Raw genomic sequence first — 25717 nt, 5'->3', positions numbered from 1 at the left:
TTTGGATTTCCAGAAAAAGAATGGGTTAAGCGCAGGCATTTACAAATGAACACGCCTTGAAGCTTTGCTACACGAAAAAAACGCTGGGCATTATAAGCATTTTTCGTCGCCAAGCGTTATTTGCGCTACTGTCAAGGCTGCCGACAGTGGCGTTGGACATAAAAATATCCGTAAGTGACGGAAACGCATAGGGAATCGGTTGTGTTCGAACTCTTCAGTAAGAAGGCCAATACCCTTCTAGGGATCGATATTAGCTCCACCTCGGTAAAACTCCTTGAATTGAGTCGTTCCGGTACCCGCTACAAGGTCGAGTCTTACGCGGTAGAACCGCTCCCCGCCAATGCGGTGGTCGAAAAGAACATTGCCGAGCTTGAAGGGGTCGGCAATGCGTTGACGCGCGTGCTGGTCAAGGCCAAGAGCAACGTCAAAATCGCGGCGGTCGCCGTCGCGGGTTCGGCAGTGATTACCAAGACTATCGAGATGGACGCCGGCCTTTCCGACGACGAGATGGAGAACCAGCTCAAGATCGAGGCCGACCAGTACATTCCCTATCCGCTGGAAGAAGTCGCCATCGACTTCGAGGTGCAAGGATACTCGGCGCGCAACCCAGAGCGCGTTGAAGTCCTGCTGGCCGCCTGCCGCAAGGAAAACGTCGAAGTGCGCGAAGCAGCCCTGGCGCTGGCCGGTCTGACGGCGCGCGTGGTCGATGTCGAAGCCTATGCGCTGGAGCGCTCCTTTGGCCTGCTCTCGGCTCAGCTTGGGCAGGATCACGAACAATTGACCGTGGCCGTCATCGACATCGGCGCGACCATGACCACCCTCAGCGTGCTGCACAACGGCCGCATCATCTATACCCGCGAGCAACTGTTCGGCGGGCGGCAGCTGACCGAGGAAATCCAGCGTCGCTACGGCTTGTCGGTGGGCGAAGCGGGGCTTGCGAAGAAGCAGGGCGGCCTGCCGGATGACTATGTGCGTGAAGTCCTGCAACCCTTCAAGGACGCCGTGGTTCAGCAGGTTTCCCGCTCGCTGCAATTCTTCTTCGCGGCCGGCCAGTACAACCGTGTCGACTACATCATGCTGGCGGGCGGGACGGCGTCCATTGCCGGTCTTGATCGCTTGATCCAGGAGCGCCTGGGCACGCCAACCATGGTGGCTAACCCCTTTGCCGACATGGCATTGAGCGCCAAGGTCAACGCCGGTGCGCTGGCCAGTGATGCGCCAGCATTGATGATCGCGTGCGGTCTGGCTTTGAGGAGCTTCGACTGATGGCACGGATCAACTTACTCCCTTGGCGTGAACAGCAGCGCGAAGAGCGCAAAAAACGCTTTTTGATAGCGCTCGTCGGCGTATTGGTGGCCGGTATCGGCGCTATTTTGCTGGCTGATCAATATTTGAGCAGCGCTATCAGTCATCAGAATGCTCGCAACCAGTTCATCAAGACTGAAATCGTTCAGCTCGATGCGCGCATCAAAGAGATCGGTGAGCTGAAGGCGCGTCGCAAGCAACTGCTGGAGCGGATGAAGATCATTCAAGACCTTCAAGGCAATCGGCCGATCATTGGCCGTATCTTCGATCAACTGGCCCGTACACTTCCGGACGGCGTGTATTTCAGCCAAGTGAAGATGACCGACAAGTTGATCAGCATCGCTGGTGCTGCCGAATCGAACAACCGTGTATCGGACCTGCTGCGTAATCTGGACGCGTCCGATTGGCTTGAAGCGCCCAGTCTGACGGAGGTGAAGGCCAATACCGCAGGGGCGGTCGATCAGTCCAACACCTTCCAGTTGACCGTGCGTCAGACGCAGCCGGCTGTCGATGGAGTCAAGCCATGAATGTGAATGAATGGCTGGACGGCCTGCGCAAGGTCGACGTCAACGACCTGGATTTCAACAACGTCGGTTCTTGGCCCGCAGCGCTGAAAACCATTGCTGGCGCGTTGCTGTTGGTCCTGGTGCTGGCCGGTGGTTACTTTTTCTACATTCAGGACATGCAGGCGCAACTGGATCAGGCGCGTACCGATGAAGTCACGCTGAAGGAGCAGTTCTCCAACAAGGCTTTTCAAGCGGCGAACCTGACGGCTTACAAGACCCAGATGGTGGAGATGGAAAACACCTTCGGCGCCTTGTTACGGCAGTTGCCCAGCGACACCGAAGTGCCGGGTTTGCTCGAAGACATCACGCGTACGGGGCTTGGAAGCGGTCTGGAGTTTGAAGAGATCAAGCTGCTGCCTGAAGCGGCTCAGCAGTTCTACATCGAATTGCCGATCCAGATCACCGTCACGGGCGCTTACCACGACCTGGCGACCTTCGTCAGTGGTGTGGCGAGCCTGCCACGCATCGTTACCCTGCATGATTTCGAGATCAAGCCGGTGGACGCCAAGTCTCCCGGGAAACTGCGTATGAGTATTCTCGCCAAAACCTATCGCTACAACGACAAGGGACTTCAGAGCACTGACAACAAGGGACCGGCGAAATGAGGACCGTGCATTGGTTGTGCATCGGCGTCACGTTGATGGCGTTGGCGGGTTGTGACGGTTCTGGTGATTTCGACGATCTGAAGCAGTTCATGGCCGAGGTACGCGCCCGTCCGGTCGGCAACATCGAGCCCATGCCCAAGTTTCGTCCCTATGAAGCGTTCACGTATGCCGCGTCGAGTCTGCGCAGTCCGTTTCAGCCGCCGATCAAGGTCGATCTGGTGAACCGGCAGAAAGGCTCGCGTCTGGTTCAGCCGGATCCAACACGGGTCAAGCAGTTCCTGGAAGGCTTCAACATCGATGGTTTCGAAATGGTCGGCACATTGAGCAATGAAACCGGTATGTTCGCGTTGCTGCGCGGCGCCGGTGGTGTGCACCGGGTCAAGGTCGGTGACTATCTGGGTCGCAATGACGGCCGGATCGTCAGCATCACCGAGTCGGCGGTGCAGGTGATAGAAATCGTGCCTGATGGAGAGGGGGCGTGGCTGGAGCGGCCGCGAAGCATTTCCCTTAAAGAACGCTCATGAAGACGACAAGCAAGCGAAACACCTTCGGATCTGCACAGTGGTGGAATGTAAACATGACTAGGATTCTTTCAATGATCGGCGTGTCGCTATGGATGGCGATGCTTTCACCGATTCTCCAGGCGGCCAACCTCAAGACGCTGGATGTCGCTGCATTGCCGGGGGATCGGGTCGAGTTGAAACTGTCCTTCGACGGTCCGGTGGCCGCGCCGCGTGGTTACACCACGGAGCAACCGGCGCGTATCGCGCTGGACCTGCCCGGCGTGACCAATCAGTTGGCAATCAAGAGTCGCGACCTGGGTTCAGGTAATGCGCACAGTGTCGTGGTGGTCGAGGCCAAGGATCGCACCCGCGTGATCATCAACCTCACCACTCTGGCGCCTTACAGTTCACGGGTCGAAGGGAACAACCTGTTTGTGGTGGTCGGTCAGGGTGCCGCTGCCGCACAAGGTTCGCAGCCGAGCACGGCTTTGGGCGCTCCTCGGGTTGGCGTGCCGCCAGCGCCGACTCAGGCGGCCCAGCCCAAGCCAGCCCCACGCGCTTACGCACCGGGCCCGCGCTCGGTGAAAAATGTCGATTTTCAGCGCGGTGAGCTGGGCGAGGGTAACGTCGTCATCGAGCTGAGCGATCCGGGCATTGCGCCGGACATTCAGGAGCAGGGCGGCAAGATCCGTGTCGACTTCGCCAAGACGCAGCTGCCTGATCCGCTGCGCGTACGTCTGGATGTGAAGGACTTTGCTACCCCGGTTCAGTTCGTCAACTCCAGTGTCACGGGCGACAAGACCAGTATTTCCATCGAGCCTTCCGGTGCGTTCGACTATTCGGCGTACCAGACCGATAACAAGCTGACCATCAGCGTACGTCCGCTCACCAACGAGGACGTGCAGCGTCGTAACGCCGAAAAGCTGGTGTACACCGGCGAGAAGCTGTCCCTGAACTTCCAGGACATCGATGTTCGCTCTGTATTGCAGCTGATCGCTGACTTCACCAACCTCAACCTGGTCGCAAGCGACACTGTTCAGGGCGGCATTACCTTACGTCTGCAGAACGTGCCGTGGGATCAGGCGCTGGATCTGGTGCTCAAGACCAAAGGTCTGGACAAGCGCAAAGTCGGCAATGTGTTGCTGGTGGCGCCTGCGGACGAAATCGCTGCCCGCGAGCGTCAGGAACTGGAGTCGCTGAAGCAGATTTCTGAGCTGGCGCCTCTGCGTCGGGAGCTGCTGCAGGTCAACTACGCCAAGGCTGCTGACATTGCCAAGCTGTTCCAGTCCGTGACCAGCGGCGATTCCAAGACCGACGAACGGGGTTCGATCACGGTCGACGATCGCACTAACAACATCATTGCCTATCAGACCCAGGATCGCCTGGACGAACTGCGCCGTATCGTCTCCCAGCTGGACATTCCGGTGCGTCAGGTGATGATCGAAGCGCGCATCGTCGAAGCCAACGTCGATTACGACAAGGCGTTGGGCGTGCGTTGGGGTGGTTCGAGTACCCACGGCAACTTCACCTCCGGTGGTGCGGGCACGGTGACTGGCGTGGGCAACACCAACGGGCCGTATGTCGACATGGGCGTGGCCGATCCGACGTCGTCGATTGGTCTGGGCTTCCTGACCAACAACACGATTCTGGATCTCGAGTTGTCGGCCATGGAAAAAACCGGCAACGGTGAGGTGGTGTCGCAGCCCAAAGTCGTGACCTCGGACAAGGAAACCGCGAAGATCCTGAAAGGTACGGAAGTGCCGTATCAGGAAGCCAGCTCCAGTGGCGCGACGTCGGTGTCGTTCAAAGAAGCCTCGCTGTCGCTTGAAGTAACGCCGCAGATCACGCCGGACAACCGCATCATCATGGAGGTGAAAGTCACCAAGGATGAGCCTGACTATGTGAACACGGTGCTCGGCGTGCCGCCGATCAAGAAGAACGAGGTCAACGCCAAGGTCCTGGTTGCAGATGGCGAAACCATCGTAATTGGTGGTGTGTTCTCGAATACGCAGAGTAAAGTCGTCGACAAGGTGCCATTTTTGGGCGATGTGCCGTATGTTGGCCGCCTTTTCCGGCGGGATGTGGTCTCGGAGAAAAAATCCGAGCTGTTGGTGTTCCTCACTCCGCGTATCATGAACAACCAGGCGATTGCTGTGAGTCGTTGATTCTGTGCGAAATTTAATACTTGTGGGACCGATGGGGGCTGGCAAGAGCACCATCGGTCGTCTGCTGGCCAAAGAGCTTCGACTGCCGTTCAAGGATTCCGACAAGGAAATCGAACTGCGAACGGGCGCCAATATCCCGTGGATCTTCGACAAGGAAGGTGAAGCGGGCTTTCGTGATCGCGAACAAGCCATGATTGCCGAGCTCTGCGCCTTTGACGGCGTGGTGCTGGCGACCGGCGGTGGCGCAGTCATGCGTGAAGAGAACCGTCGTGCGCTGCATGCCGGCGGGCGCGTGGTGTATCTCCACGCCTCAGTGGCGCAGCAAGTGGGGCGCACTTCCCGTGATCGCAACCGGCCTCTGTTGCGTACCGCCGATCCGGCGCGGGTGCTGCGTGAGCTGCTGGCCATTCGCGATCCGCTGTATCGGGAAATCGCCGATGTCATCATCGAAACCGATGAGCGGCCGCCACGCATGGTCGTTCTTGACATCCTTGCGCTGTTGGCCGAGCTTCCTCCCCGTTAAAGCGCAGGCAGAAATGCGCTATCCTCGGCGACCATAAAAAGCGGGGCCGCCAAATGGCCTTGCGCCGTGGTCCGTATCGACGCCCATGCGTCGAACAGGCATCCAATTGTTAGAACAGTGTGGGGACACATGCAGACACTCAAGGTCGAGCTCGGCGAGCGCAGCTACCCGATTCACATTGGCGAAGGCTTGTTGGATCGGCCCGAACTGCTCAAGCCCTACATTGCCGGCAAGCAAGTGGCGATCGTTTCCAATGCCACCGTTGCGCCGCTGTACATGGAGCGCCTGACTCAAGCGCTCGCCGGTTACAACGTCCTGCCAATCGTCCTGCCCGACGGCGAAGCCTTCAAGAACTGGGAAACCCTGCAGCTGATCTTCGACGCCCTGCTGACCGCGCGCCACGACCGTCGCACGACCGTGATTGCGCTGGGTGGCGGTGTGATCGGCGACATGGCGGGTTTTGCCGCCGCCTGTTATCAGCGCGGCGTAGATTTCATTCAGGTTCCGACCACACTGCTGTCTCAAGTCGACTCCTCCGTGGGCGGCAAGACCGGGATCAACCATCCGCTGGGCAAGAACATGGTGGGCGCGTTCTATCAGCCGAACGCTGTGCTCATCGACACCGCGTCGCTGAACACCCTGCCTGAACGCGAGCTGTCGGCCGGGCTTGCCGAGGTCATCAAATACGGTCTGATTTGTGACGAACCGTTCCTGACGTGGCTCGAAGAGAATGTGGACAGGCTGCGCGGTCTGGATCAAGTCGCGCTGACCACTGCCATCGAGCGCTCCTGTGCGGCCAAGGCTGCGGTCGTGGGCGCGGATGAACGCGAGTCGGGCGTGCGCGCCACCTTGAATCTGGGGCATACGTTCGGCCACGCCATCGAAACCCACATGGGTTACGGGGTCTGGCTGCATGGCGAAGCCGTTGCTGCGGGTACGGTCATGGCGCTGGAGATGTCGGCGCGGCTTGGCTGGATCAGCGAGCAGGAACGAGACCGTGGTATCCGTCTGTTTCAGCGTGCCGGGTTGCCGGTGGTTCCGCCTGAAGACATGACGCCTGAGCATTTCCTCGAGCACATGGCGGTGGACAAGAAGGTGATCGATGGTCGTCTGCGCCTGGTGCTGCTGCGCCGGATGGGTGAAGCAGTGGTGACTGACGAATATCCAAAAGAAGTACTACAGGCCACACTGGTCGCGGACTACCGCGCCTTGGTGGATCAGCTTAGAGGTTAATGAAAAATCCATGACTAGTTTGCACGCCGATGAGGCCTTCCTCGGTCATTACCAATTGAGTCATGACCCCTTTGCCACGCGGGTCCCCGGCTTCAAGTTTTTCCCTGCCCAGCGCAAACCGGTGCTGGGGCAGCTGCACCACCTCGCCCGCTACAGCCAGTTGCTGTTGCTGGTCACCGGGCCTCACGGCAGCGGCAAGACCTTGCTGCGCCAGGCGTTGGTCGCGAGCACGAACAAGCAGTCTGTGCAGAGCGTGGTGGTTTCCGCCCGTGGTGCCGGTGACGCATCGGGTGTGCTGCGCCAGGTGGCTCAGGCCCTGAATGTCGCTCAGCCCGAAATGAAAGCCATTCTGTCGCAGGTCGTGCAACTGGCCCTGACCGGCCAGGAAGTCTACATCCTCGTGGACGATGCCGAACAACTGGGCGAATCCGCACTCGAAGCGTTGTTGGGATTGGCAGCGGGCACTCCGGAAGGGCGTCCGCACGTCTTCCTGTTCGGCGAGGCATCGATCATCGATCGTCTGGATCAGCTGTGCGCCGAGAGCGGCACTGAAGAAGAACGCTTCCACGTTATCGAGCTTGCACCGTATACCGAAGAAGAAACCCGTGAGTATCTGGCACAGCGGCTGGATGGCGCTGGCCAAGGCATTGAAGTGTTCAGTGCCGAGCAGATTGCCGATATTCACGAGCAGTCCAATGGATGGCCGGGCGCGATCAACCAGGTCGCGCGCGATTCGATGATCGAAGCCATGATCGCCAGCCGCTCTGCGGTCAAGCGTCCAAGTATGGGGTTCAAAATGCCTAAGAAACACGTGTTGGCTTTGGGTGGGGTTGTTGTTGCAGCGGTTTTGGCTGCCTGGTTGATTCCGGGTCGCAACAACGCGCCCGCGACAGCGCCCGCCAATTCCCAGGCACAACTGCCGCTGGGCCAGGGTCAGGCGCCTGCTCAGCAGTCGAACAACGGGGGGCCGGCCATCGAGTTCGCCGGGAACTCGCAGCCAATGCCGCTACCGTTGGTCGGCAACTCTCAGCCGGTCATGCGCGGCCCTCTGGCCGAAGCCGCAGGCTCGGGTGAGGGCGATGGCGAGGACGGTGGCCCAGCCGCCAACCAGTCGTTGCAGCCGCCGACCGTGACCACGACCGCGCCACCGGCCGGCGCTGCAGCGGGTCCTGCTCCAGCGATGGCGCAAACGCCAGTCCCGACGCCGCGTCCTGCACCGGCCGCCAAGCCTGCGCCAGCACCGGCACCTGCCGCAAAACCGGCACCGACTCAGGTCGCGACCGCCAAGCCAGCACCAGCACCTGCCGCCAAGCCGTCTGCCGCCGCTCCCGCTTCGGCCGGCGGCACGTGGTACGCAGGTCAGGCGCCGACTCACTACGTGGTGCAGATCCTCGGCACCAGCTCCGAAGCCACTGCTCAGAGCTACGTGAAAGAACAGGGCGCCGAGTACCGTTACTTCAAGAAAACCCTGCAGGGCAAGCCGCTGTACGTAGTGACTTACGGCAGTTTTGCAGACCGCAATGCGGCACTCGCCGCGATCAAAGTCTTGCCAGCGAAGGTTCAGGCTGGTAAACCTTGGCCTCGTACTGTCGGCAGTATCCAACAGGAACTCGCCGCAGCTCGCTAAGAACGCAGCGACCCTACCCGGGTCGCTCGGTTAGCTCCCCCGAATTTCCCGCATGAGCGTGCTGCCAACGAGCAGCGCGCCTTGTGGTGTCTGCGTCTCAGACACACATTGAATTTTGGGTTCTGTTTGGTCAGACTCGCAAAAAAGCTCTGGCTAGCACGAGAATCGCTTTAAAACCTTTCATGAATGCGACATAAATTTGCGACGTTTCGTCGCTAAATTTGTGAGGTTTTGTGTCGGTGTGTACAATGACCTCCCTTTTGCTCCCGCAAAGCTGGCGTACGTTCAGCGTGGACGGTAAATGGTTGAATTGAAAAGAAATTTGTCTCGTTAAGAGGCAGCCTGGTGAGAATGTGTCTATGAAAGCAGGTCTGTACCATCCAGAAGAATTCAAGGATAACTGTGGTTTCGGCCTGATCGCCCATATGCAAGGCGAGCCCAGTCATCACCTGTTGCAGACGGCTATCGAAGCCCTGACCTGCATGACCCACCGTGGTGGGATCAACGCCGACGGCAAGACCGGTGACGGTTGCGGGCTGTTGATTCAAAAACCCGACATGTTTCTGCGCGCTGTGGCCAAAGAGCAATTCAGCGTCGAACTGCCGCGTCAGTATTGCGTGGGCATGGTGTTCCTCAACCAGGACGATGCCAAGGCGCAGGCTGCTCGCGAGAACATGAATCGCGAAATCCTGGCCGAGGGCCTGACCCTCATCGGCTGGCGCGAAGTGCCGATCGACACCAGCGTGCTGGGCCGTCTGGCGCTGGAGCGTCTGCCCAAGATCGAGCAAGTGTTTATCGGTGGCGAAGGCCTGAGCGATCAGGAATTCGCGATCAAGCTGTTCTGCGCCCGTCGCCGTTCGTCGGTGTCCAACGCCGCCGACACCGACCACTACATCTGCAGCTTTTCGCACAAGACCATCATCTACAAAGGCCTGATGATGCCGCGTGACCTCACGGCATTCTATCCAGACCTCAACGACGAGCGCCTGCAGACCGCGATCTGCGTGTTCCACCAGCGCTTCTCGACCAACACCCTGCCGAAATGGCCGCTGGCTCAGCCGTTCCGCTTCCTCGCCCACAACGGCGAGATCAACACCATCACCGGTAACCGCAACTGGGCGCAGGCGCGTCGCACCAAGTTCACCAACGAACTGATGGACCTCGACGAGCTGGGCCCGTTGGTCAACCGTGTCGGTTCGGACTCCTCGAGCATGGACAACATGCTGGAACTGATGGTGACCGGCGGCATCGACCTGTTCCGCGGCGTGCGCATGCTCGTGCCACCTGCATGGCAGAACGTTGAAACCATGGACCCGGATCTGCGGGCGTTCTATGAATTCAACTCCATGCACATGGAGCCGTGGGACGGCCCGGCCGGTATCGTGATGACCGAAGGTCGCCACGCCGTCTGCCTGCTCGACCGTAACGGTCTGCGTCCGGCGCGCTGGGTCACCACCAAGAACGGCTACATCACGCTGGCGTCCGAAATCGGCGTGTGGAACTACACCCCGGAAGACGTCATTGCCAAGGGCCGTGTGGGCCCGGGCCAGATCTTCGCCGTGGACACCGAGACCGGCCAGATCCTCGACACCGACGCCATCGACAGCCGTCTGAAGTCGCGCCACCCTTACAAGCAGTGGCTGCGCAAGAACGCGCTGCGTATCCAGGCCACCCTGGAAGATCACGATCACGGCTCGGCGTTCTACAACCCGGATCAGCTCAAGCAGTACATGAAGATGTTCCAGGTCACGTTCGAAGAGCGTGATCAGGTGCTGCGTCCGCTGGGCGAGCAAGGTCAGGAAGCGGTCGGCTCCATGGGCGATGACACGCCTATGGCCGTGCTGTCGCGCCGTGTGCGCACGCCGTATGACTACTTCCGTCAGCAGTTCGCGCAGGTGACTAACCCGCCGATCGACCCGCTGCGTGAAGCCATCGTCATGTCGCTGGAAGTCTGCCTCGGTGCCGAGCGCAACATCTTCCAGGAGTCGCCAGAGCACGCCTCGCGCGTGATCCTGAGCTCGCCGGTCATTTCTCCGGCCAAATGGCGCTCGCTGATGAACCTGGATCGTCCAGGCTTCGACCGCGCGATCATCGACCTGAACTACGACGAGAGCATCGGCCTGGAAGCCGCCGTGCGTAACGTTGCTGATCAGGCTGAAGAGGCCGTGCGTTCCGGTCGTACCCAGATTGTGCTGAGCGACCGTCATATCGCGCCGGGCAAACTGCCTATTCACGCGTCGTTGGCCACCGGCGCGGTGCACCACCGCCTGACCGAAAAAGGCCTGCGTTGCGACAGCAACATTCTGGTCGAAACCGCGACGGCGCGTGACCCGCACCACTTCGCGGTACTGGTCGGCTTCGGTGCGTCAGCGGTGTATCCGTTCCTGGCCTATGAAGTGCTGGGTGACCTGATCCGCACCGGTGAAGTGCTGGGCGATCTGTACGAAGTCTTCAAGAACTACCGCAAAGGCATCACCAAGGGCCTGCTCAAGATTCTGTCGAAGATGGGCATCTCGACCATCGCGTCGTATCGCGGTGCGCAGCTTTTCGAGGCCATCGGGCTGTCCGAAGAAGTCTGCGACCTCAGCTTCCGTGGTGTGCCAAGCCGCATCAAGGGCGCACGGTTTGTCGACATCGAAGACGAGCAGAAGGCACTGGCCGGCGAAGCCTGGAGCCCGCGCAAGCCGATCCAGCAAGGCGGCCTGCTGAAGTTTGTCTACGGCGGCGAATACCATGCTTACAACCCTGACGTGGTGGCGACGTTGCAAGCGGCCGTGCAGCAGGGCGACTACAGCAAATTCAAGGAATACACCGCGCTGGTGGACAATCGTCCGGTGTCGATGATCCGCGACCTGTTCAAGGTCAAGGAGCTGGAGACGCCGTTGTCGATTGACGACATCGAGCCGCTGGAAGCGATCCTCAAGCGATTCGACTCGGCGGGTATCTCGCTGGGTGCGCTGTCGCCTGAAGCTCACGAAGCGCTGGCCGAAGCGATGAACCGTCTGGGGGCGCGCTCCAACTCCGGTGAGGGCGGCGAAGATCCGGCGCGCTACGGCACGATCCGCAGCTCCAAGATCAAGCAGATCGCAACCGGCCGCTTCGGTGTGACACCTGAATACCTGGTCAACGCCGATGTGCTGCAGATCAAGGTCGCTCAAGGCGCCAAGCCGGGCGAGGGCGGTCAATTGCCAGGCGGCAAGGTCAACGGCCTGATCGCCAAGCTGCGTTATGCAGTGCCGGGCGTGACCCTGATTTCGCCTCCGCCGCACCACGACATCTATTCCATCGAAGATTTGTCGCAGCTGATTTTTGACCTGAAACAGGTCAATCCGTCGGCGCTGGTCTCGGTCAAACTGGTGGCAGAAGCGGGCGTCGGCACCATCGCTGCCGGTGTTGCCAAGGCTTATGCCGACCTGATCACCATCTCCGGTTACGACGGCGGTACAGGTGCATCGCCGCTGTCGTCGATCAAGTACGCGGGCGCTCCGTGGGAAATCGGCCTGGCCGAAACCCACCAGACTCTGCGCGGCAACGACTTGCGCGGCAAGGTCCGGGTACAGACCGACGGTGGTCTGAAAACCGGTCTGGACGTGATCAAGGCAGCCATCCTCGGCGCTGAAAGCTTCGGCTTCGGCACGGCGCCAATGATCGCGCTGGGTTGCAAATATCTGCGTATCTGCCACCTGAACAACTGCGCGACCGGCGTGGCGACCCAGAACGACAAGCTGCGCAAGGATCACTACATCGGCACCGTCGACATGGTGATCAACTTCTTCACCTACGTGGCTGAAGAAACCCGCGAGTGGCTGGCCAAGCTGGGCGTGCGTTCGCTGGAACAACTGATCGGCCGTACCGACTTGCTGGACATCCTGCCGGGCGAGACCGCCAAGCAACAGCATCTGGACCTGACGCCTTTGCTGGGCAGCGATCACATTCCTGCCGACAAGCCTCAGTTCAGCCTGGTCGACCGCAACCCGCCGTTCGACAAGGGCCTGCTGGCCGAGAAGATGGTCGAGATGGCCAAGTCGGCCATCGAGTCCAAGTCCGGCGGCGACTACGCACTGGATATCTGCAACTGCGACCGTTCCATCGGCGCGCGGATTTCCGGCGAAATCGCCAAGCTGCACGGCAACCAGGGCATGAAAGACGCTCCGGTGACCTTCCGCTTCAAAGGCACCGCGGGTCAGAGCTTCGGTGTGTGGAACGCCGGTGGTCTGAACATGTACCTGGAAGGCGACGCCAACGACTACGTCGGTAAAGGCATGACCGCTGGCAAGCTGGTGATCGTGCCGCCAAAAGGCAGCCCGTTCAAAACCCAGGACAGCGCCATCATCGGCAACACCTGTCTGTACGGCGCCACGGGCGGCAAGCTTTTTGCTGCCGGAACCGCAGGCGAGCGTTTCGCGGTGCGTAACTCTGGCGCCCACACCGTGGTGGAAGGCACTGGCGATCACTGCTGCGAATACATGACGGGCGGCTTCGTCTGCGTACTGGGCAAGACCGGCTACAACTTCGGCTCAGGCATGACCGGTGGTTTCGCCTACGTGCTGGATCAGGACAACACCTTCGTTGACCGGGTCAACCACGAACTGGTTGAAATTCAGCGCATCAGCGGCGAAGCGATGGAAGCCTATCGCAGCCATCTGGAGCGCGTGCTGGCCGAGTACGTGGCGGAAACCGACAGTGAGTGGGGCCGTAATCTCTGGGAAAACCTGGACGACTACCTGCGTCGCTTCTGGCTGGTGAAGCCTAAGGCTGCAAACCTGAAATCCTTGTTGTCCAGCACCCGCGCAAATCCGCAATAAGGGCAGCTGTCAGCGGCACGCTTCAAGCCGCAAGCTAACGGCAGCGCGCGAGTGCCTGCGAACATGATTTTCTTGCTGCTTCAAGCTTGGCGCTTGAAGCAGCAGTCAGGAGTTTTAACACCATGGCTGAACGTCTGAGTAACGACTTCCAGTTCATCGATGTCGGGCGCAAAGATCCGAAGAAGAAACTGTTGCGTCAACGCAAGAAAGAGTTCGTTGAAATCTACGAGCCCTTCAAGCCCCAGCAATCGGCTGATCAAGCCCACCGCTGCCTGGGTTGCGGTAACCCGTATTGCGAATGGAAGTGCCCGGTGCACAACTTCATTCCCAACTGGCTCAAGCTGGTGTCCGAGGGCAACATCCTCGCGGCGGCCGAGCTGTCGCACCAGACCAACACCCTGCCGGAAGTCTGCGGCCGCGTGTGCCCGCAGGACCGTCTGTGCGAAGGTGCGTGCACCCTCAACGACGGCTTCGGCGCGGTGACCATCGGTTCGGTGGAGAAATACATCACCGACACCGCGTTCGCCATGGGCTGGCGTCCGGACATGTCCCGGGTCGTGCCGACCGGCAAGCGTGTGGCCATCATTGGTGCAGGCCCTGCAGGTCTGGGCTGTGCCGACGTGCTGGTACGGGGTGGCGTGACCCCGGTCGTCTTCGACAAGAACCCGGAAATCGGCGGCCTGCTGACCTTCGGTATTCCGGAGTTCAAGCTCGAGAAGAGCGTGCTGAGCAACCGTCGCGAAGTCTTCACCGGCATGGGTATCGAGTTCCGTCTCAATACCGAAGTCGGCAAAGACATCACCGTCGAGCAGTTGCTGGAAGAGTACGACGCCGTGTTCATGGGCATGGGAACGTACACGTACATGAAGGGTGGCTTCCCGGGTGAAGACTTGCCGGGTGTACACGACGCGCTGGATTTCCTGATCGCCAACGTCAACCGCAATCTGGGCTTTGAAAAGTCGCCGGAAGACTTCGTCGATATGAAGGGCAAGAAAGTGGTCGTGCTGGGCGGTGGTGACACCGCGATGGACTGCAACCGCACGTCGATCCGTCAAGGCGCCAAGTCGGTCACCTGCGCTTATCGTCGTGACGAAGAAAACATGCCGGGCTCGCGCAAGGAAGTGAAAAACGCCAAGGAAGAAGGCGTGAAGTTCCTCTACAACCGTCAGCCGATCGCCATCGTGGGCGAGGACAAGGTTGAAGGCGTCAAGGTCGTCGAGACCCGCCTGGGCGAGCCTGATGCCCGTGGCCGTCGCAGCCCTGAGCCGATTCCGGGTTCCGAAGAGATCATCCCGGCCGACGCCGTGGTCATCGCGTTCGGTTTCCGTCCGAGCCCGGCGCCATGGTTCGAGCAGTTCAGCATCGACACTGACAGCCAAGGCCGCGTTGTTGCGCCAGAGCAAGGCAAGTTCAAGCACCAGACCAGCAACCCGAAGATCTTCGCCGGCGGCGACATGGTCCGGGGTTCCGACCTGGTGGTCACGGCAATCTTCGAAGGGCGCAATGCCGCTGAAGGTATCCTGGACTACCTGGGCGTCTGACGCGTGTGTCATCGGGGTGCGCTGCTTGACGGCGCGCCCCGTGCAAGCCTTCAGCTAATTCCTGCGCAGTACGCTTATTCCTCTGACATGCCGTTTCGTCTACCTGGCCTAAGCTCGCAAACGTCGCTCACATTCGAGCGCTTTCGACCAAGGACGGTAGATAATGAACGTATTCAAAACAGGGATATTCCTTTCCCTTTTCAGTGCCCCCTGGGCATTCGCGGATGATCAGATTGCCGCCATCTTCGATGGCCCGGTATTTGGCTCGGTCATAGAAAGCCAGCCTGTCGACTTTCAGTCCAGCGTGGCGCTCCAGGCATTGATGAGCTCAGGCAGCCTGACCTCTGTAGAGCTGGTGACACATCTGCTTCGGCGCATCGATGCCCTCAACAACAAGGGCCCGCAGCTCAATGCAGTGATTGAAATCAATCCTGATGCCCTTGGCATCGCCGAGCAGTTGGATCGAGAACGCGCTGCGAACGCAACGCGCGGTCCGTTGCACGGCATTCCGGTATTGGTTAAGGACAACTTCGATACCGCAGACAAGATGCAAACGACCGCGGGCTCACCGGCGCTAGTGGGCCCGGCACCGCAGTACGATGCGTTCGTGGTGAACAAACTTCGAGAGGCCGGCGCGATCATTCTGGGCAAAGCCAACCTCAGCGAGTGGTCCGCTTTCCGGGGCGACAATATTCCCAACGGTTGGAGCGGCCGTGGCGGACAGACCCGTAATCCCCATGATCTGGCCAGTGAGGTTTGCGGTTCCAGTTCGGGTTCAGCAGTCGGCGTTGCCGCAGGATTTGCTCCAGTTTCAATCGGGACGGAAACCCATGGCTCGATCATCTGCCCGGCCAGCAAGAACGGTGTTGTGGGCGTGCGGCCCACCACCGGCTTGCTCAGCCGAGCAGGTGTGATCCCTATTTCCAGCCGCCAGGACACGCCCGGCCCGATGGCGCGGACCGTCACCGATGCTGCCCTTATGCTGACCGCCATGAGCGGCAAGGATGCGCGAGACAAGGCTACCTATGGTGTGCCCAATAATCCTGTGGACTATCTTCCCTACCTTAGAGCGGACGCCCTGCAAGGTAAGCGTCTGGGCTATCCGGTGAAGACGGTGGACGGTCAATTCATGGACGATGATCCTGCATTTGAAACGATCAAAAAGCACTTGCGCCGGATCGGCGCGATACTGGTCCCGATTGATGTCCCTGCCAGTAATAGATACACAGAGTGGGAGTTGCTTCAGGCGGATTTTGCCGCTGAACTCAACACTTACCTGCAAACCCGTCCCGGGCTGGATGTGCGCTCTATGAATGACATTGTCGCGTTCAATACCCGGCACCTCGGGGCTGAGAACTATGACCAGAACAACCTGATCAATTCATCGTCGATGGATATCGAGCAGCAGTTGTACTTCGAGGCGGCAACACAACTTCAGCGTACTCACCGCGAATTGATCGATGGGCTAATGGGAAAGTACGGGTTGGATGCGCTCATCGATTGGTCTGACAGGTCCTTCAACGGTTCAGGTGCCCTCGCGGGATATCCAGGCTTAACCTTGCCTGTAGGGGCCAACGAAAAAGGAATGCCGCTGGGCCTGTATTGGCTGTCCACCGCTTGGGACGAGGCGAGGTTGTTGAGCTTTGCTTATGCACTGGAGCAGGGATTGCCCGCGGGCAGGCAGGACTTGTAGGCAGGTAGGCGGGTGGCAGCATTGCAGGGGAAACGCCGGCTTTCACGTATCGCACAGCGGGTACTTACGCATCTGACATCCGTTGCTGAACGCGCCGCTATCCGACGCCTCGCATCTTTCTAAACTCCCTGGTTTTCGCTCACTAACGAGCGTTTTCAACGAAAGGGATTTGATGGATGAAAACCACTGCACTGCTGTTCGCCCTGGTGATGGGTGGCCTGAATTGTGTTCATGCCGATGAGGAGCCGGAGCTGGAGCCGGAGCTGGACGGGCCGGTCTTCGCATCGCTGATTGCCCCCGACCCCAGCGATTTCGCATCAACGGTTCAATTGCAACAGCGCTTGTCCTCAGGCGAGTTGACGTCTGTCGCGCTGGTCCGGCAACTGTTGGCACGCATAGAAGCGTTGAACAAAAAAGGCCCGCGACTCAACGCTGTCATTGAAGTTAATCCGGATGCGCTGGCGATCGCCGCGCACATGGACAAGGAGCGCGCCGAAGGCCGTGACCTCGGACCTCTTCACGGCGTGCCGGTATTGGTTAAAGATGTCTTCGACACGGCGGACAAGATGCAAACGTCTGCGGGTTCACTGGCAATGGTTGGCCAGCCTGCATCAAAGGATGCATTCGTGGTGCAACGTTTACGGGCGTCCGGCGCGATCATTCTCGGCAAATCGAATTTGAGCGAATGGTCTAACTTTCGCGGCCGAACCATTCCCCATGGCTGGAGTGGTCGCGGCGGGCAGACGCGCAATCCCCATAACCCCGACGCCACTACCTGCGGCTCAAGCTCGGGCTCGGCTGCGGCTGTAGCAGCGGGTTTCGTGCCTGTTTCTGTGGGCACGGAAACCAACGGTTCGATCATCTGCCCTGCCTTCAGAAATGGCGTCGTGGGGATTCGACCGACCGTGGGCCTTTTGAGCCGGGCGGGCGTCATTCCTATCTCCAGCCGTCAGGACACACCCGGACCGATGGCGCGCACGGTCACCGATGCCGCGCTCCTGCTCTCGGCGATGAGCGGTACGGACGCTCGGGACACCGCCACGTATCAGGTACCGAACGGGCCTGTCGACTATCACGCCTTGCTGGATCGGGATTCACTCAGAGGTGCGCGTCTGGGTTACCCCCTTTACGGTTTCGGGGGTGTTCCGATGCTGACCGATCCCGAGTTCATCCGGGTCGGCAAGATCCTCAAGGCAGCGGGCGCCACGCTGGTGCCCGTCCTGCTGGCCAATCCGGCCGAGGGCGCCTTTACCTGGCCGCTGCTGCAACTGGATTTCAAGCGCGAACTGGCGGTCTACCTTCAGACCCGATCCGGCCTGCCGGTCAGCACGCTGTCGGACATCATCGCGTTCAACGCCAGCAATCCGGGCGAGGAGAATTACGGTCAGGGCAACCTGGAACAGGCTCAACAGCAAAGCTTTTCACAGACCAGTTATTTCAGAATGACCAGTGCGCTCAAAAACAATAATCGGATGGCCATCGACAATGCGTTGCGCAACCACTCGCTGGACGCGCTGCTGGACCTGTCGAGTGGCGTGCTCAAATCCTACGGCGCGCGCGCGGGCTACCCAGGAATTACCGTGCCATCAGGTTTTGACGAAGATGGCGATCCTACGGGCCTGTACTTCTTCGGCACCGCCTGGAGTGAGGCGTCTCTGCTGTCCTTTGCCTATGCGTTTGAACAGGCACTGAAGGACAGTTCGCCAGCTCAGCCGGCGTCTGAAGCCGCTGCGGGTTGATGCGACAAATCGCCCCCATAGACAAAAGGCGCGGTACTTACCGTGCCTTTTACGTCTGTGTCTGAGAAAATGCCCGCACTTTTTTTGCGGATGCCGCCATGACTGCCCTCAAGAACGACCGTTTCCTTCGCGCCCTGCTCAAGCAACCCGTTGACGTCACGCCGGTTTGGATGATGCGTCAGGCGGGTCGTTATCTGCCGGAATACCGCGCCAGCCGCGCCAAGGCCGGCGATTTCATGAGCCTGTGCATGAATCCGGCGTTCGCTTGCGAAGTCACGTTGCAGCCGCTGGAACGCTATCCGCTGGATGCGGCGATCCTGTTCTCCGACATCCTCACCGTGCCTGACGCCATGGGCCTGGGCCTGTATTTCGAAACCGGCGAAGGCCCGCGTTTCAAGAAAACCGTCAGCACCCTGGCCGACATCGAAGCGTTGCCAATCCCGGATGCCCAGAAAGACCTGGGCTATGTGATGGACGCCGTCAGCACGATTCGTCGCGAGCTTAACGGGCGCGTGCCGCTGATCGGCTTCTCCGGCAGCCCATGGACCCTGGCGACGTACATGGTCGAAGGTGGCTCGTCCAAGGATTTCCGCAAATCCAAAGCGATGCTCTACGACAACCCTCAAGCCATGCACCTGCTGCTGGACAAGCTGGCGCAGTCGGTGACCGCGTACCTCAATGGTCAGATCCTGGCGGGCGCGCAAGCCGTGCAGATCTTCGACAGCTGGGGCGGTAGCCTCTCTGCTGCTGCGTATCAGGAGTTTTCTCTGGCCTACATGCGCAAGATTGTCAGCGGCCTGATTCGCGAACATGACGGTCGTAAAGTGCCGGTCATCCTGTTCACCAAAGGCGGCGGCCTGTGGCTGGAGAGCATCGCCGACGCAGGTGCCGACGCGCTGGGCCTGGACTGGACCTGCGACATCGGCGAAGCCCGCCGTCGTGTCGGCAGCAAGGTGGCGCTGCAAGGCAACATGGACCCGACCGTCCTTTACGCAAATCCGCAGGCCATCCGCCAGGAAGTGTCGAACATCCTCGCCAGCTACGGCAGCGGCACCGGCCACGTCTTCAACCTTGGCCATGGCATCACGCCGGAAGTCGACCCGGCCAATGCGGGGGCTTTCATCGAAGCGGTGCACGAGATGTCAGCGAAGTACCACCAGTAAGCGCGGATACGCCTATACGAAAACGCCCGGTCGATGCCGGGCGTTTTTTTTGCTCATGCGATTATGAAGATAACGCTGAGGTTTGAATGACTTCCATCTGTAACAAATAAGAGAGGTTTCTTCATGTATCTGAGGCGGTTTCCTACATCTAAATATTTTATAGTCCGTAGAATTTTTGATCTCGCTTATTGGTTTACCGAAGACGCTAATTTCAATTCGAATGAGTATAACTAAGCTCAAGCGGTGTTTTGATTCGTCGCGAACTACGTTTTTGGTCGATCTGCGGAGTATCAGCGAGGCTGTCGTTACATGGAAGAATAGTTTAAAAATTACACGGGATGAGAAAATGATGTCGACACTGACCGCCGTATCACCACGGGTATCCTCCCTCGCCCTACTTGCGGTGCTACTGTCTCCGCAATTTGCAGCCGCCCATGGCTACCTTAATGATCCACCTTCTCGGGCATTTGCTTGTCAGAAGGGTTTGAATACAGAGTGCGGCGCCGCTCAATACGAACCACAAAGTGTGGGGGAGACCGCAAAGGGGTTCCCGGAAGCCGGTGTTCCGGATGGCAAGATCGCCAGTGGGGCCCTGTCTCAATTTTCTGCGCTCGATATCCAGTCCGCCAACCGCTGGCACAAAACCGAAATCAAAGACAGGACCGTTAACTTCGACTGGTACTACAAGGCAACGCATCCCGCGACGAAGTATCAATATTTCATTACCCGCAGCGGGTGGAATCCCAACGCGCCGTTGACCCGTGAGTCCTTTGATCTCACCCCGTTCTGCGTGGTCGACGCCGGCGGAAAGTTGCCGACCGACCAGCCCCAGGGCAGCGAAGGACCTGCACGGGAGAAGCATGCCTGCCAGATTCCAGGCGACCGCGAAGGGCACCATGTCCTGCTAGGGATCTGGACCGTCGATGATACGCCGGGTGCTTTCCATGATGTGGTGGATGTGAACATCGTTGCCGAAGCCGAGGCGCCGGATGGCTGGAGGCCTGTGGGTAACATCACGCCGCGCAATGGGCTGCTGACCGGCGACAAGGTGACTGCGAGAGCGCTGACCAATGATGGAGAAAGTTCGGAATTCAGCGCTCAATTGATTATCGCCACTGCTGAGGAAGGTAAACCGGAAAACTGGTCGTTCATGCTCGCTGAGCAACTTAACGCCGCCAATACGCTCGTGCGTGCCGGCGTACGTGGCGAAGATGGCACGATTCAACCCGTCAGGGGCACTAACAATCTGTATGCCAAGCAGGAAAGCGGGGTCAATCGCTACGAACTGCAAATGGAATTGGTGGAAGATGCTCAAGCCGAATTGAACATTCAGTCTTTCGACAAAAACCTTGAACTAGTAAAGGGGCGGGCGACACTGCCGGTGACCGTGACCAGCAACCGCACGATGAATATCCAGGCCACGGTATTCGATTCAGCCAACAAGGCTGTGGGATCGAGCACATCCCTCGTCCAGGCGGGCAACGCAACTCTGGACATTGCACTCCTGAGCAATCCGGGCAGCCATCAATTGAAATTGATCGGCGTGACGCCGGACGGTCGTACGACGCGCCAGGCGCTGGAAGTTCTGGAGCTCAAAGGCGAGGGCGGCGGTCAGGACTACGATGCGGTCTATCCGGAAGGCATTGAAACCTACGTGGCCGGAACAACCGTGCTTCAGCCTGCTGACGGCAACGTTTACGAGTGTAAACCGTTCCCGGCCGCTGGCTGGTGCACGCAGAATGTTCATCATTACACGCCGGGTACCGGTTCTGACTGGCAAGACGCCTGGATACTCAAGTAAGTAACCTTCAAGCTTTGAGCGGCTCCATTGCGCTGCTCAAAGCTCTTAACGACTGGATTTGATATGCACTTGCCTGGATCTTATTCGCGCGTGCAGATAGGTCTTCACTGGCTCTCTGCAGTTGTTATTTTGTGGGCGTTGGTGACGGGGAGCTTGTTGAGTTTTTTAGAACTTCCCGCTGAAATAAAAGACGGTATGGCAAGTTTCAATGTGTCGCTGACAACCGTGTTCATTCCGTTTTTCATGTTGCGTCTTTATGTGGCCGCTTCGCGTTCTGCGACAAGTATTAATGCTTCATGGACACTTCAGCAGGTGGCTGCCCGTCTCACGCATCGCGCCATTTATACCTTGACCACGGTGGTGTTGATCAGCGGCGTCTTGATGATGCAACACGGTGCCGACGTGTTCGGCTTTGCTCAATTCGGCCCTGTTTTGACACACGTCTGGCTGCGCGAATGGTTCACTCAGATCCATACCTGGAGTTGTGTCGCGCTCGCGGCTTTGATCACGTTGCACGTAGCGGCGGTCATCAAACATCAGCTTTCAGGCCATTCGATCATTAAGCGAATGTGGCATTGATCAGCAGGCATCACGGATTCGCCGTCCTCGTTATGGCCGCAGTGCTGGGCTATGGCGCCCATTTGCTTTGGGCCGAGCGGAGCTATCGCCAGAGGCTGCACGCCGTCACGGCATTCCCTCCTGTCGCTCGTCCCCTCGAGGCATTACCCACGCCAGACAACAGCGCGTTGCTCACGGTGCTTGGTTTCAAGACTCAGGAGGCAGCCCCGCGCAGTCAGGAACCGGCCGTATTGCGTGGCACCGTGGTTTCTTCGGGCAAGCAGTCCAGAGCGCTGCTGACGGTGGGCGGTAGCCAAAGGAGTTATAGGGAAGGGGAGCGCCTGCCAAGTGGCAGCGTGGTGCTACGCATCGACGCCGGTCGGGTTTTCTTATGGCGTAACGGTCGTGAGGAGGTTCTGCCTCTGGTGGTGTCGGCTCAGCCGGTACTGCGCACTGCGACTGCTGTCACGCCTATGGTGCACTCTCATCTGCGGCCCAATGCCGCCAAGCTTCAGGATTGAACATGAACATGGTTGCCATGGTGGGTGGGTGCAAACAGGCTGTCTGCATCGTTTTGCTGGTTCTGACTTTCTACAGCGCTACGGGAGCTGCAGACGACGAGCCTCGATGGCAGTTGGCAATGAACGACGCCGACGTGCGGGACGTGGTCCGTGAAATGTCCTCGATCCTGGGCGCAACCGTTGTTCTTGACCCTCGCGTTCAAGGGCGGATCACGGTCATGTCGGATCAGTCTATGGATCGCGAAGGCGTGCGCCGGCTTTTCTATTCGGTACTCGACTCCCATAACTTCACGGTGATCGATGAGGGCGAACGTATCCTGATCGCGCCGGTGGCAGAGGCGAAGACGCGGGCCGGCCAGACCGACAGCCGCACTGCCCGCAGTGGCCAGTTCGTCACTGAAGTCATCGCGTTGAGCAACAGCACCGCGGCCGATCTTTCCACTCTGCTGCGCCCCCTGGTCTCGGCGAACGGCTATATAGGGCCGTCAGCATCGAGCAACGCGCTGGTGCTCACTGATACGGCGAACAATGTGCATCGGATCGGCGGCATCGTCGCTCAACTGGATTCCGGACAGAAGAGCGGTCATTCGGTCGTTCCCTTACGACACGGGCTGGCCGAGCAACTGGCCAAGGTGCTTGAACAGTCTCTGGGCAAGCAGGGCATCGACGCCGGAGGACTTGTGATTGCCGACACTCGCAATAATCGTCTGGTGCTGGTTGGTAATCCATTGACACGCCGGCGCCTTGCCGCGCTGGCAAAGGATCTGGACACGCCGGCTTCGACCCGCGCAGAGCACTCACGCGTCATTCGACTGCGTCACAGTGATGCCCGTCAACTGGCGGAGGTACTCGATGCCATGGGGGCAGGGCTTGGCGAGAATGCCGAGAAAGGAGCCGCGTCGGCACAGAAGGCGATGGTCAAGTCCGACGATAGCCAGAATGCCTTGGTCCTTATTGCTGAGCCGGCGCAGTTGCGAACGCTGGAGCACGTGGTACAGCAGCTAGACCAGCCGCGCTCCCAAGTGTTGATTCACGCCGCCATCGTTGAGGTTTCCGGCGACATTGCCAATGCGCTTGGCGTGCAATGGGGGGCTCAGACGGGCGGTGTCCTGGGTGCTATCAACTTTCCCGGAGCCGGTATCAGTTTTCCCGCAATGGCGGCGGGCGACGTCAAATTGCCCGACGGTGCGGTACTGCGCGTAGGCAATGATCGCTTCGGTGTGCTGATCAACGCTTTGGCTAGCGACACGCGTAACAATGTGCTTTCTACCCCGAGCCTGTTGACGCTCGACAACCAGGAGGCGGAAATCCTCGTGGGGCAGAATGTACCGTTCAAGAGCGGTTCGTATCAGACCCCCGGCAGCGGCTCGGAAAACCCTTACACCACGGTCACCCGTCAGGATATCGGCATCAAGCTGAAGATCCGTCCGCACATCAATGACGGGGAGACACTGCGTCTGGAAGTCGAACAGGAAAACTCCGAGATCGCCAGCTCGGTAGAGGGACTGAACGATCTGATCACCAACAAGCGAGCGCTCAAAAGCACGATTCTCGCGGACGACGGCCAGATCATCGTGATTGGGGGGCTGATCAAGGACAGCGTTCGAACTCGCCAGAGCGGCGTCCCGCTGCTCAAGAACATCCCCTGGCTGGGCGCCTTGTTTCGCTGGAGCAGCGACACTCGCGAAAAGACCAATCTGATGATCTTTTTGCGCCCGACCATTGTGCGTGGCAAAGACGAGCTGGCTGAGGTGACGGCAGATCGCTACCGGTCGTTGCGAAACCTCAGCGGGCCGGGAAACGGCAATTCGTTGCTGCTACCTGGCGAAGCCCGACAGCTGTTCGACAGGGAAACGGAGGCAGCCGAAACCGATCTGCATCAGAGCCGTGGGCGCAAGCCATGACCCAGTTGCTGCCCTTCGGTTTCGCCCGGCGTTTTGGCGTGATGTGTGAAAAACTCGAAAGCGGTCCCAGGGTGTTGTTGCGTGCCGACACACCGTTTACCGCACTCTCGGAGGTTCAGCGGCGGTTCGGCGGCAGTGATATTGCCTGGCAAATGCTCGATGAACCGCACTTCGCTGCGCAGCTGGCGAGTGCCTACAGCGATGGGCAACGCGCGGCTGAGGACGTTGCGCAAGGGCTGGATGACGAGCTCGATTTGCTGGAAGTCGCCGAGCAATTGCCGCAAACCGCCGACCTGCTGGAGCAGGAGGGGGATGCTCCGATTATTCGGCTGATCAATGCGTTGCTCAGCCAGGCTGTGCGTGAAAAAGCCTCGGATGTGCACCTTGAAACGTTCGAACACAGTGTTTCCGTTCGCATTCGCGTCGACGGCCAGTTGCGCGAAGTGCTCAAACCCCGTCGGGAACTGGCGAATCTACTGGTTTCTCGGATCAAGGTGATGTCGCGACTGGATATCGCTGAAAAGCGCGTCCCTCAGGATGGTCGGATGGCGTTGCGCCTGGCTGGGCATGAAGTCGACGTGCGCGTTTCCACGTTGCCCTCTGCCCACGGAGAACGGGTGGTGCTGCGCTTGCTGGACAAGCGAAAGGGCGCACTGGACCTGCGGCAACTGGGCATGCCTGACGATACGCTGGAGCAGTTTGAACATTTGCTGGGCAGGCCCCACGGAATTTTTCTGGTCACCGGGCCAACCGGTTCCGGCAAGACCACCAGTCTGTATGCCGCGCTGACCTACCTCAATGATCAGACGCGGAACATTTTGACGGTCGAGGACCCTATCGAATACCACCTGCCGGGCATCGGCCAGACGCCGGTCAATCCCAAGGTCCAGATGACGTTTGCCCGTGGCCTGCGGGCCATCCTGCGACAGGATCCGGACGTTGTGATGGTTGGCGAGATCCGTGATCGCGAAACCTCGGATATTGCGGTGCAGGCGTCGTTGACCGGGCATCTGGTGCTATCAACCTTGCACACCAATAGCGCCGTGGGCGCGGTTACCCGTTTGCTGGATATGGGCGTGGATGCCTATCTGCTCGCGTCTTCACTTTTGGGTGTGTTGGCGCAACGTCTGGTACGAATGTTGTGTGAGCACTGCAAGACGCCCTGGATTGCTGACGAAAAGGCGGTCGAGCGGCTGGGTCTGGACGTCGGCAAACGCCATGAGCTGTTCAGGGCGACGGGGTGTGAGCATTGCCAGCGGGGTTACCGTGGACGCATCGGCATCTACGAGTTGATTACGGTCACGCCTCGGCTGGCAGAGCTGATTCACAACGCGGCAAGTGAGCCTGAACTGACCCAGGAAGCCCGAACCTGTTCCCGCAGTCTGTTTCACGACGGTCGTCGACTGGTTATGGAGGGGCGGACCAGCCTCGACGAATTGCTGCGTGTGAGCCAGGAGAACTAGGA

General features: G+C 59.3%; 18 protein-coding genes. All 18 read left to right on the top strand.

The window, feature by feature from the left end:
- Positions 1–201 precede the first annotated feature (201 nt).
- Complete coding sequence (locus AB4N84_RS08435; RefSeq protein WP_074751550.1) at positions 202–1266, top strand: pilus assembly protein PilM; 1065 nt, start codon at positions 202–204, stop codon at positions 1264–1266.
- Positions 1266–1832, top strand: coding sequence for a PilN domain-containing protein (locus AB4N84_RS08430; protein ID WP_074751552.1), 567 nt, complete (start codon positions 1266–1268; stop codon positions 1830–1832). The genes AB4N84_RS08435 and AB4N84_RS08430 overlap by 1 nt, the downstream gene beginning before the upstream one ends.
- Positions 1829–2476: a type 4a pilus biogenesis protein PilO gene (gene pilO / locus AB4N84_RS08425; RefSeq protein WP_074751554.1), complete on the top strand. Its 648-nt coding sequence runs from the start codon at positions 1829–1831 to the stop codon at positions 2474–2476. Before AB4N84_RS08430 ends, pilO begins: the two co-directional genes overlap by 4 nt.
- Positions 2473–3000 (top strand): type 4a pilus biogenesis lipoprotein PilP, encoded by a 528-nt coding sequence (pilP, locus tag AB4N84_RS08420; protein WP_074751556.1) that lies wholly within the window; start codon positions 2473–2475, stop codon positions 2998–3000. The genes pilO and pilP overlap by 4 nt, the downstream gene beginning before the upstream one ends.
- 53 nt (positions 3001–3053) lie before the next feature.
- Positions 3054–5144 (top strand): type IV pilus secretin PilQ, encoded by a 2091-nt coding sequence (pilQ, locus tag AB4N84_RS08415; RefSeq protein WP_074751558.1) that lies wholly within the window; start codon positions 3054–3056, stop codon positions 5142–5144.
- Positions 5145–5148: 4 nt separating this feature from the next.
- A complete protein-coding gene (gene aroK / locus AB4N84_RS08410) occupies positions 5149–5667 on the top strand; it encodes a shikimate kinase AroK (protein ID WP_074751560.1) in 519 nt (172 codons plus the stop codon).
- A gap of 129 nt (positions 5668–5796) precedes the next feature.
- Entirely contained in the window at positions 5797–6900 is a 1104-nt protein-coding gene (gene aroB / locus AB4N84_RS08405; protein ID WP_074751562.1) for a 3-dehydroquinate synthase, read from the top strand.
- Between the two features lie 10 nt (positions 6901–6910).
- Complete coding sequence (locus tag AB4N84_RS08400; protein WP_074751564.1) at positions 6911–8527, top strand: AAA family ATPase; 1617 nt, start codon at positions 6911–6913, stop codon at positions 8525–8527.
- 359 nt (positions 8528–8886) lie between these two features.
- Positions 8887–13332 (top strand): glutamate synthase large subunit, encoded by a 4446-nt coding sequence (gene gltB / locus AB4N84_RS08395; protein WP_460045956.1) that lies wholly within the window; start codon positions 8887–8889, stop codon positions 13330–13332.
- Positions 13333–13454: 122 nt separating this feature from the next.
- Positions 13455–14873: an FAD-dependent oxidoreductase gene (locus tag AB4N84_RS08390; RefSeq protein WP_074751568.1), complete on the top strand. Its 1419-nt coding sequence runs from the start codon at positions 13455–13457 to the stop codon at positions 14871–14873.
- A gap of 163 nt (positions 14874–15036) precedes the next feature.
- The gene (locus tag AB4N84_RS08385) at positions 15037–16566 is read left to right on the top strand and encodes an amidase family protein (protein WP_460045955.1); all 1530 of its coding nucleotides are present in this window, start codon (positions 15037–15039) and stop codon (positions 16564–16566) included.
- Between the two features lie 209 nt (positions 16567–16775).
- Positions 16776–18305, top strand: a complete 1530-nt coding sequence (locus AB4N84_RS08380) for an amidase family protein (RefSeq protein ID WP_460046964.1) — start codon at positions 16776–16778, stop codon at positions 18303–18305.
- 98 nt (positions 18306–18403) lie between these two features.
- Positions 18404–19468, top strand: a complete 1065-nt coding sequence (hemE, locus tag AB4N84_RS08375; protein WP_074751575.1) for a uroporphyrinogen decarboxylase — start codon at positions 18404–18406, stop codon at positions 19466–19468.
- A 349-nt stretch (positions 19469–19817) separates the two neighbouring features.
- Positions 19818–21269 carry an N-acetylglucosamine-binding protein GbpA gene (gbpA, locus tag AB4N84_RS08370; RefSeq protein WP_460045954.1) on the top strand — a complete coding sequence of 484 codons (1452 nt, stop codon included), beginning with the start codon at positions 19818–19820 and terminating at the stop codon, positions 21267–21269.
- 63 nt (positions 21270–21332) lie between these two features.
- Positions 21333–21848, top strand: coding sequence for a cytochrome b (locus AB4N84_RS08365; RefSeq protein WP_460045953.1), 516 nt, complete (start codon positions 21333–21335; stop codon positions 21846–21848).
- A gap of 32 nt (positions 21849–21880) precedes the next feature.
- Positions 21881–22348 (top strand): type II secretion system protein N, encoded by a 468-nt coding sequence (locus AB4N84_RS08360; RefSeq protein ID WP_460045951.1) that lies wholly within the window; start codon positions 21881–21883, stop codon positions 22346–22348.
- A gap of 2 nt (positions 22349–22350) precedes the next feature.
- Entirely contained in the window at positions 22351–24252 is a 1902-nt protein-coding gene (gene gspD / locus AB4N84_RS08355; RefSeq protein WP_460045949.1) for a type II secretion system secretin GspD, read from the top strand.
- On the top strand, positions 24249–25715 hold the full coding sequence (gene gspE / locus AB4N84_RS08350) for a type II secretion system ATPase GspE (protein WP_460045947.1): 1467 nt from the start codon (positions 24249–24251) through the stop codon (positions 25713–25715). Before gspD ends, gspE begins: the two co-directional genes overlap by 4 nt.
- Positions 25716–25717 lie beyond the last annotated feature (2 nt).

It is taken from the genome of Pseudomonas sp. S2_H01 (assembly GCF_054668305.1).
Note: the sequence above shows the minus strand (reverse complement) of the source record. Positions and strands in the feature narration are given on the sequence as shown.

What these genes read in the sequence shown, in the direction of transcription:
- AB4N84_RS08400 (WP_074751564.1), top strand. Translation starts at nt 6,911, where the DNA reads ATGACTAGTTTGCACGCCGATGAGGCCTTCCTCGGTCATTACCAATTG.
- AB4N84_RS08380 (WP_460046964.1), top strand. Translation starts at nt 16,776, where the DNA reads ATGGGTGGCCTGAATTGTGTTCATGCCGATGAGGAGCCGGAGCTGGAG.
- AB4N84_RS08365 (WP_460045953.1), top strand. Translation starts at nt 21,333, where the DNA reads ATGCACTTGCCTGGATCTTATTCGCGCGTGCAGATAGGTCTTCACTGG.
- hemE (WP_074751575.1), top strand. Translation starts at nt 18,404, where the DNA reads ATGACTGCCCTCAAGAACGACCGTTTCCTTCGCGCCCTGCTCAAGCAA.
- gspE (WP_460045947.1), top strand. Translation starts at nt 24,249, where the DNA reads ATGACCCAGTTGCTGCCCTTCGGTTTCGCCCGGCGTTTTGGCGTGATG.
- AB4N84_RS08430 (WP_074751552.1), top strand. Translation starts at nt 1,266, where the DNA reads ATGGCACGGATCAACTTACTCCCTTGGCGTGAACAGCAGCGCGAAGAG.
- AB4N84_RS08385 (WP_460045955.1), top strand. Translation starts at nt 15,037, where the DNA reads ATGAACGTATTCAAAACAGGGATATTCCTTTCCCTTTTCAGTGCCCCC.
- aroB (WP_074751562.1), top strand. Translation starts at nt 5,797, where the DNA reads ATGCAGACACTCAAGGTCGAGCTCGGCGAGCGCAGCTACCCGATTCAC.
- gspD (WP_460045949.1), top strand. Translation starts at nt 22,351, where the DNA reads ATGAACATGGTTGCCATGGTGGGTGGGTGCAAACAGGCTGTCTGCATC.
- pilQ (WP_074751558.1), top strand. Translation starts at nt 3,054, where the DNA reads ATGACTAGGATTCTTTCAATGATCGGCGTGTCGCTATGGATGGCGATG.
- gbpA (WP_460045954.1), top strand. Translation starts at nt 19,818, where the DNA reads ATGTCGACACTGACCGCCGTATCACCACGGGTATCCTCCCTCGCCCTA.
- pilO (WP_074751554.1), top strand. Translation starts at nt 1,829, where the DNA reads ATGAATGTGAATGAATGGCTGGACGGCCTGCGCAAGGTCGACGTCAAC.
- gltB (WP_460045956.1), top strand. Translation starts at nt 8,887, where the DNA reads ATGAAAGCAGGTCTGTACCATCCAGAAGAATTCAAGGATAACTGTGGT.
- AB4N84_RS08360 (WP_460045951.1), top strand. Translation starts at nt 21,881, where the DNA reads ATGGCCGCAGTGCTGGGCTATGGCGCCCATTTGCTTTGGGCCGAGCGG.
- pilP (WP_074751556.1), top strand. Translation starts at nt 2,473, where the DNA reads ATGAGGACCGTGCATTGGTTGTGCATCGGCGTCACGTTGATGGCGTTG.
- AB4N84_RS08390 (WP_074751568.1), top strand. Translation starts at nt 13,455, where the DNA reads ATGGCTGAACGTCTGAGTAACGACTTCCAGTTCATCGATGTCGGGCGC.